The sequence below is a fragment of the Novosphingobium aerophilum genome (genome assembly GCF_014230305.1).
GTDB lineage: Bacteria > Pseudomonadota > Alphaproteobacteria > Sphingomonadales > Sphingomonadaceae > Novosphingobium > Novosphingobium aerophilum.
The window spans coordinates 61,361-68,064 of the sequence record NZ_JACLAU010000016.1 but is presented as its reverse complement, the minus strand read 5'-3'; the positions used below and the strand labels follow the sequence as shown (position 1 = coordinate 68,064).

The 6,704-nt window shown below is 68.6% G+C and carries 5 protein-coding genes; 4 read left to right on the top strand and 1 reads right to left on the bottom strand.

Features of this window, described 5'->3' with window-relative positions:
* Positions 1-293 precede the first annotated feature (293 nt).
* Positions 294-2,999 carry a valine--tRNA ligase gene (locus tag H7F49_RS11075; RefSeq protein ID WP_235982093.1) on the bottom strand — a complete coding sequence of 902 codons (2,706 nt, stop codon included), beginning with the start codon at positions 2,997-2,999 and terminating at the stop codon, positions 294-296.
* A 119-nt stretch (positions 3,000-3,118) separates the two neighbouring features.
* Here H7F49_RS11075 and H7F49_RS11070 point away from each other — a divergent pair, with 119 nt between their 5' ends.
* The 4 genes from H7F49_RS11070 to H7F49_RS11055 are packed head-to-tail and all read left to right on the top strand — an operon-like array spanning position 3,119 to position 6,685.
* Entirely contained in the window at positions 3,119-4,219 is a 1,101-nt protein-coding gene (locus tag H7F49_RS11070) for an ABC transporter permease (protein WP_185683664.1), read from the top strand.
* Positions 4,220-4,223: 4 nt separating this feature from the next.
* Positions 4,224-5,105 (top strand): ABC transporter ATP-binding protein, encoded by an 882-nt coding sequence (locus tag H7F49_RS11065; RefSeq protein WP_185683663.1) that lies wholly within the window; start codon positions 4,224-4,226, stop codon positions 5,103-5,105.
* A gap of 9 nt (positions 5,106-5,114) precedes the next feature.
* Complete coding sequence (locus H7F49_RS11060) at positions 5,115-6,053, top strand: MlaD family protein (RefSeq protein ID WP_185683662.1); 939 nt, start codon at positions 5,115-5,117, stop codon at positions 6,051-6,053.
* Positions 6,050-6,685: an ABC-type transport auxiliary lipoprotein family protein gene (locus tag H7F49_RS11055; RefSeq protein WP_185683661.1), complete on the top strand. Its 636-nt coding sequence runs from the start codon at positions 6,050-6,052 to the stop codon at positions 6,683-6,685. The genes H7F49_RS11060 and H7F49_RS11055 overlap by 4 nt, the downstream gene beginning before the upstream one ends.
* The last annotated feature ends 19 nt before the right edge of the window (positions 6,686-6,704 follow it).

Sequence of the window (6,704 nt, the reverse complement as noted above, 5' to 3'; positions counted from 1 at the left end):
AACACAACCCGGCCATGAAGGCCTTCAGACAACGCCTCGCCGACGCCGGAAAACCGCCAAAGGTCATCCTCGTCGCCATAATGCGAAAGCTAATCGCAACACTCAACGCCATGATCAAAAATCAACAGACATGGGCCGCGTAACAAGACGGTTGCTCCCCCGTTGCATCCTACGGATGAAACGGGGGAGGATCCATGGTGAGATCCTCCCCCGTTTTGCGCAGCACAACGGGGGAGGTGGCAGGCGCCCAAGGCGACTGACGGAGGGGGCCGATGGGCCGCAGTGTTAGACGATCACCCCAGCCGCGCCAGCGCCGCCTTCAGCCGTTCCGCCTCGGCCGCGTGCATCGCGTGGTCGGCGCGGGCCTTTTCGACCGCTTCGGGCTTGGCCTTTTCGACGAAGGCGGGGTTCGAGAGGCGGCCGTCGAGCGACTTTGCCTCCTTTTCCGCCGCGGCCAGGGCCTTTTCGAGCCGGGTCTTCTCGGCCGCGATGTCGATCACGCCCTCCAGCGGGATCACGATGTTGGCATCGCCCGCGCCCACCTGCATGGCCGCACCGGCCGGGGCCGGTTCGAAGCGGATGGCGCTCAGGCGCGCCAGGCGGTCGATCGCGCCGGGGTTGCGTTCGATGATCCCGCGCGTGGCCGCGCTGGCCTCGGGCAGGTAGGCGTCGAGCCGGGCGCCGGGGGCGATGCCCAGTTCGTTCTTGGCGGTGCGCAGGTTGCCGATCAGCGCGATCAGCCATTCCACCTCGGCCTTGGCCGCCGGATCGACCGCGGCCTGCGGGGCGGGCCATTGCGCCACGATCAGCTCATGGGGACGCTCGCCCAGCTTGTTCCACAGCTCTTCGGTGATGAAGGGCATGAACGGGTGGAGCATGACCAGGATCTGGTCGAGCACCCAGCCCGCCACCGCGCGGGTTTCCTCATCGAAGCTGCCTTTGACCAGTTCGATGTACCAGTCGCAGAACTGGTCCCAGACGAAGTGGTAGATCGTGTTGGCGGCGGCGTCGAAGCGCAGGTCGGCCAGCGCGGAATCGAGCGCGGCGACCGTTTCCACCACCTCGCCGACGATCCAGCGGTTGACCGCGCTGGTCGCGGCCGGGGCAGAGACCGAGCGGCTGCCGGTGACGCCATTGCTCTGGCAGAACCGCGCGGCGTTCCACAGCTTGGTGGCGAAGTTGCGATAGCCCTCGACCCGCTTCTCATCCATCTTCACGTCGCGGCCCTGGCTTTCCATCGCCGCCATGAAGAAGCGCAGGGCGTCCGCCCCGTACTGGTCGATCAGGCCGAGCGGATCGACCACGTTGCCCTTGGACTTGGACATCTTCTGCCCATCCGCGGCGCGCACCAGCCCGTGGAGGTAGAGCTTCTTCCAGGGCACATCCTTCATGAAATGAAGGCCCTGCATGGCCATGCGCGCATCCCAGAAGAACAGGATGTCGAAGCCCGAGATCAGCACATCGTTGGGGTAGTGGCGGCGGACCAGCGCGCTGTCGTCCGGCCAGCCCAGCGTGGCGAAGGGCCAGAGGGCGGAGGAGAACCAGGTGTCGAGGACGTCCTCGTCGCGGGTCAGCGGCCTGTTGCCCGCCAGGGCCTGCGCCTGCTCTTCCGTCTCGGCGACATAGACAGAACCATCCTCGGCATACCACGCCGGAATCCGGTGCCCCCACCACAGCTGGCGCGAGACGCACCACGGCTGGATGTTCTCCATCCAGTTGAAGAAGGTCTTTTCCCAGGTCTTGGGGACGATTTCGATCGCGCCGCTGCGCACCGCTTCCAGCGGGGCCACGGCCAGCTTCTCGGCATCGACATACCACTGGTCGGTCAGCCACGGTTCGATCACCACGCCGCCGCGATCGCCGAAGGGGGTCTGGATCGTGCGCGGTTCGGCGTCGTGGAGGCTCTCGTTGCCCTCCTTGTCCTTCATCACGTGCGGGATCAGGCAGCCGGCGGCCTTCATGTCGGCCACGATTTCCGTCCGCGCATCGAAGCGGTCCAGGCCGAGGTACTTGGCGGGCACCAGCCCGTCGGCGGTCTGGACCACCCTGGCTTCGGCATCGAACATGTTGAGCATCTCGGCCGGCTTGATCCCGGCGCGCTTGCCCACTTCGAAGTCGTTGAAATCGTGGCCCGGGGTGATCTTCACCGCGCCCGAGCCGAGTTCGGGATCGGCATGCTCGTCGGCGACGATGCGCAGCCGCCGGCCGGTGAGCGGCTGGAGGATCTCCTGGCCGATCACGCTGGCATAGCGCGCGTCTTCCGGATGCACGGCCACGCACATATCGGCCAGCATCGTCTCGGGCCGGGTGGTGGCGACCTCGATATAGTCGAGCCCGTCGGCTCGGGTGACGCCGTCGGCCAGCGGATAGCGGAAGTGCCAGAACCCGCCCTTCACCTCGCGGGTTTCCACCTCGAGGTCCGAAATCGCGGTCTTGAGCTTGGGGTCCCAGTTGACCAGCCGCTTGTCGCGGTAGATCAGGCCCTGGTTGTAGAGGTCGACAAAGACCTTGACCACGGCCGTGGTGAAGTGCGGGTCCATCGTGAACTGCTCGCGCGACCAGTCCATCGAGCAGCCCAGGCGGCGCAACTGGCGGGTGATGGTGCCGCCGCTTTCGGCCTTCCATTCCCACACCTTGGCGATGAAGTCCTCGCGCGAGTAGTTGGTGCGCTTGTCCTGCCGCGCCTCGAGCTGGCGTTCGACCACCATCTGCGTGGCAATCCCGGCATGGTCGGTGCCGACCACCCACAGCGCATCCTTGCCGCGCAGCCGCTCATAGCGGATCAGAATGTCCTGCAGGGTGTTGTCCAGGGCATGGCCGATGTGCAGCGAGCCCGTCACATTCGGGGGCGGATTGACGATGGTGAAGGGCTGGGCCTGCGGGCGTTCGGGGCGGAACAGGCCGTGGCTTTCCCAATGGGCATACCAGCGCGCCTCGATGGCGGCGGGATCGAAGGTCTTGTCGAGCGTCTCGGCGGGGGTCTGGTCAGGCGCGGTCATGGCCGGCGCCATGCCAGCGTGGCCGGGCTGGCGCAAGTTCGGCGGAACGCGGGGGTCGGGCCGGGCATGCGATTGCCGCCCTTGTCGCGGTCCCGCTTTTCCCGCATGAACAGGGTCCGATGAGGCAACCGGCCGAATTCTCCACCCGCGACGATGGCGCGATCGCGCTGGCCGGGCCGTTGACGGTGGCGACGGTCGGGCCGCTCGACCGGCAGTTGCGCGCGCTTGACCAGCCGGTTGCGGCGGTCGATCTGTCGGCCGTCACGGCGATCGACACGGTCGGCGCCTGGATCGCGTGGCGCCTGGCCCGCGATGCCCAGGCCCCGATCACCGGGGCCAGCGCCGAGGCGCAGCGGCTGATCGAGGCGGTCAGCCGGGCCGAGGCCGAAGTCGATGTCCATGCCCCGCGCGCCGAAATGGCCGAACGGGTCCCGGCCGCGGTCGGCGATCTGGTGGTCAGTTGGTGGCAGGGCACCCTGGGGGTGGTCGGTTTCCTCGGTCAGTTGATCCTGGCGCTCGGCCACATCCTGCGCAACCCGCGGATGCTGCGGGGCAAGGCGCTGGTGCGCCAGCTCGAACTGGTCGGGGTCTCGGCCCTGGGGATCATCGGGCTGATGAGCTTCCTGGTCGGGATCGTCATCGCCCAGCAGGGCGCGGTGCAGTTGCAGCAGTTCGGGGCCGAGGTCTATACCGTCAACCTGACCGGCCGCCTCGCCATGCGCGAGCTGGGCGTGCTGATGACCGCGATCATGGTGGCGGGCCGCTCGGGATCGGCCTTCGCCGCGCAGATCGGGACCATGAAGCTGACCGAAGAGGTCGACGCGATGCGCACGATCGGGGTCTCGCCGCTGATCGTGCTGGTGGTCCCGCGGGTGCTCGCGGCGGTGCTGATGATGCCGCTGCTGGGGTTCTATGCCGCCATCCTGGCGATCATCGGCGGGGCGGCGATCTCGGACCTGGCGCTGGGCATTCCCTTCCTCACCTTCCTGCTGCGCATCCAGGAGGTCGTGCCGATCCGCGACCTGTGGGTCGGGCTGGTCAAGGCGCCGTTCTTCGGGGCGATCATCGCCCTCGCCGGGTGCTACCAGGGCATCCAGGTGAAGGCCAACGCCGAGGAAGTGGGCATGCGCACCACCCTGGCCGTGGTCCAGGCGATCTTCATGGTCATCGTGCTCGACGCCTTCTTCGCGGTGTTCTTCACCAAGATCGGCTGGGGCTGAGCCGATGACCCATGCTGCCAGCCCGGACCCGATCGTGATCGAGAACCTGGTCAACCGGTTCGGCGACCATGCCATCCACGAGGGCCTGTCGCTGACCGTGCGGCGCGGCGAGATCCTGGGCGTGGTGGGAGGCTCGGGCACGGGCAAGTCGGTGCTGATGCGCTCGATCATCGGGCTGCAGGTGCCCGAGAGCGGATCGATCACCGTGCTCGGCCGATCGATCACCGATGCCCAGGACGACGACGATATCGATATCCGCGCGCGCTGGGGCGTGCTGTTCCAGGGTGGCGCCCTGTTCTCCACCCTGACCGTGGGCGAGAACGTCGAGGTTCCCCTGCGCGAGTTCTATCCGGAGCTGGGCGACGATCTGCTGCACGAGATCGCGGCCTACAAGGTGATGCTGTCGGGCCTGCCGGAAGAGGCGGTGGGCAAGTATCCGGCCGAGCTGTCGGGCGGGATGAAGAAGCGCGCCGGCCTGGCCCGGGCGCTGGCGCTGGATCCCGAGCTGCTGTTCCTCGACGAGCCGACCGCCGGGCTCGACCCGATCGGCGCCGCCGCCTTCGACCGGCTGACCCGCGCGCTGCAGGAAACGCTGGGGCTGACCGTGTTCCTGATCACGCACGATCTCGACACCCTGTACGAGATCTGCGACCGGGTGGCCGTGCTGGCCGACAAGCGGGTGATCGCGGTGGGCACCATTCCGGAACTGCTGGCCACCGATCATCCGTGGATCCAGGAATACTTCAACGGCCCGCGCGGCCGCGCCGCGCGCGACAGCCGGGCCCGCCGGACGGGCGCTGCGGGGGGCGGGGCAGGGGAGGCCCTGGCCGCCACCCCGCGCCAGGCAGCCGACACGGTGGACAAGTCCGCCCCAGGGGGAGCATAGCACCAGGCAATGGAAACCAGGGCCAATCATGTCTGGGTCGGCGTCGTCACGCTGGCGCTGCTCACGCTGGTGGCGGCCTTCGTCATCTGGATCGCCCGGCTCAACGAAGGCAACCAGGACGCCTACGACATCTTCTTCAAGCAGTCGGTCGACGGCCTCGCCAAGGGCTCGCAGGTGACCTTCGCGGGTGTGCCCGCCGGGCAGATCGAGACCATCGAGCTGTGGCCGCGCGATCCCAGCTTCGTGCGGGTACGGATCAAGGTGAACGATGGCGTGCCGATCCTGCAGGGCACCACGGCGACGATCCTGGGCAGCTTCACCGGGGTGTCGACGATCCAGTTGGAAGGCGCGGTCAAGGGCGCGCCGCCGATCACCGAGCCCGGGCCGGAGGGCGCACCGGTGATCCCGACCAAGCGCGGCGGGCTGGGCGCGCTGCTCAACAACGCGCCGCTCCTGCTCGAACGGCTCGCCACCCTGTCCGAGCGGCTGACCCTGCTGCTGTCGGACCAGAACCAGAAATCGATCGAGAACATCCTCAGCAACACCGACCGGCTGACCGGCAACCTGGCCGATGCCTCGCCCCAGTTGCAGCGGACCCTGGCCGAACTGCAGGTCACCCTGGGCCAGGCCAGCACCACCCTGGCCGCCTTCGAGCAGACCGCGAACAGCGCCAACGGCCTGCTGACCAACGAAGGCCAGCCGCTCGCCCGCCAGTTGCGCGAAACCCTGGCCTCGGCCAAGCAGGCCGCCGATGCGCTCAACGCCACGGTCACCGAAGCGCGCCCCGCCGCGCGCGAGCTGTCGACCACAACCCTGCCGGCGGCCGAGGCGGCGATCCGCGACCTGCGCGAAACCTCGCGGGCGCTGCGCGAGATCACCCAGAAGATCGACGATCAGGGCGCCGGGGCCCTGATCGGCAAGTCGAAGCTGCCGGACTACAAGCCATGAGGAGCCCGATCTTGCATCCGCATTCGAACCGGCCTCTGCCCGGCCGCCGCCGCGCGACCGCCCTGCTGGTCGCCGCCACCCTGGCCCTGGCGCTGGGCGGCTGCATCCGCCTGGGTGCCGGCAAGCCCCCGGCCTCGCTGCTGACCCTGACCGCCAGCCAGGCGCTGGCCCCCGGCAACGGGTCCAGCGGCAAGGGCGAGGATGCGCTGGTGGTCTACGATCCCGAGGTCGATCGGACCCTGGCGGTGCAGCGGGTGGCCGTCACGGTCGATCCCAGCAACGTGGCCTACCTGAAGGACGCGCTGTGGGTGGAGCGTCCGGCGCGGCTGTTCGGTGCCCTGCTGGCCGAGACGATCCGCGCCCGCGGCAAGCAGCTGGTGTTCGCGGCCGATGATCGCGCCGCGCTGAGCCAGCGTCGTCTCACCGGCCGCCTGCTGGCCATGGGCTATGACGCCGGCAGCCATGCCGTGGTGGTGCGCTATGACGCGGTTCGCAGCGAGAGCGGCAAGCTGGCCACCCGCCGCTTCGAAAGCCGGGTACCGGTGGCCCGTGCGGATGCGGAGACGGTCGGCCCGGCGCTCAACGCGGCGGCCAATGCCGTGGCCGGCGAGGTGGCCGACTGGATCGGGTAAGCCCGGCCGGTGCCGCGGC

What these genes read in the sequence shown, in the direction of transcription:
- H7F49_RS11075 (WP_235982093.1), bottom strand. Translation starts at nt 2,999, where the DNA reads ATGACCGCGCCTGACCAGACCCCCGCCGAGACGCTCGACAAGACCTTC.
- H7F49_RS11070 (WP_185683664.1), top strand. Translation starts at nt 3,119, where the DNA reads ATGAGGCAACCGGCCGAATTCTCCACCCGCGACGATGGCGCGATCGCG.
- H7F49_RS11065 (WP_185683663.1), top strand. Translation starts at nt 4,224, where the DNA reads ATGACCCATGCTGCCAGCCCGGACCCGATCGTGATCGAGAACCTGGTC.
- H7F49_RS11060 (WP_185683662.1), top strand. Translation starts at nt 5,115, where the DNA reads ATGGAAACCAGGGCCAATCATGTCTGGGTCGGCGTCGTCACGCTGGCG.
- H7F49_RS11055 (WP_185683661.1), top strand. Translation starts at nt 6,050, where the DNA reads ATGAGGAGCCCGATCTTGCATCCGCATTCGAACCGGCCTCTGCCCGGC.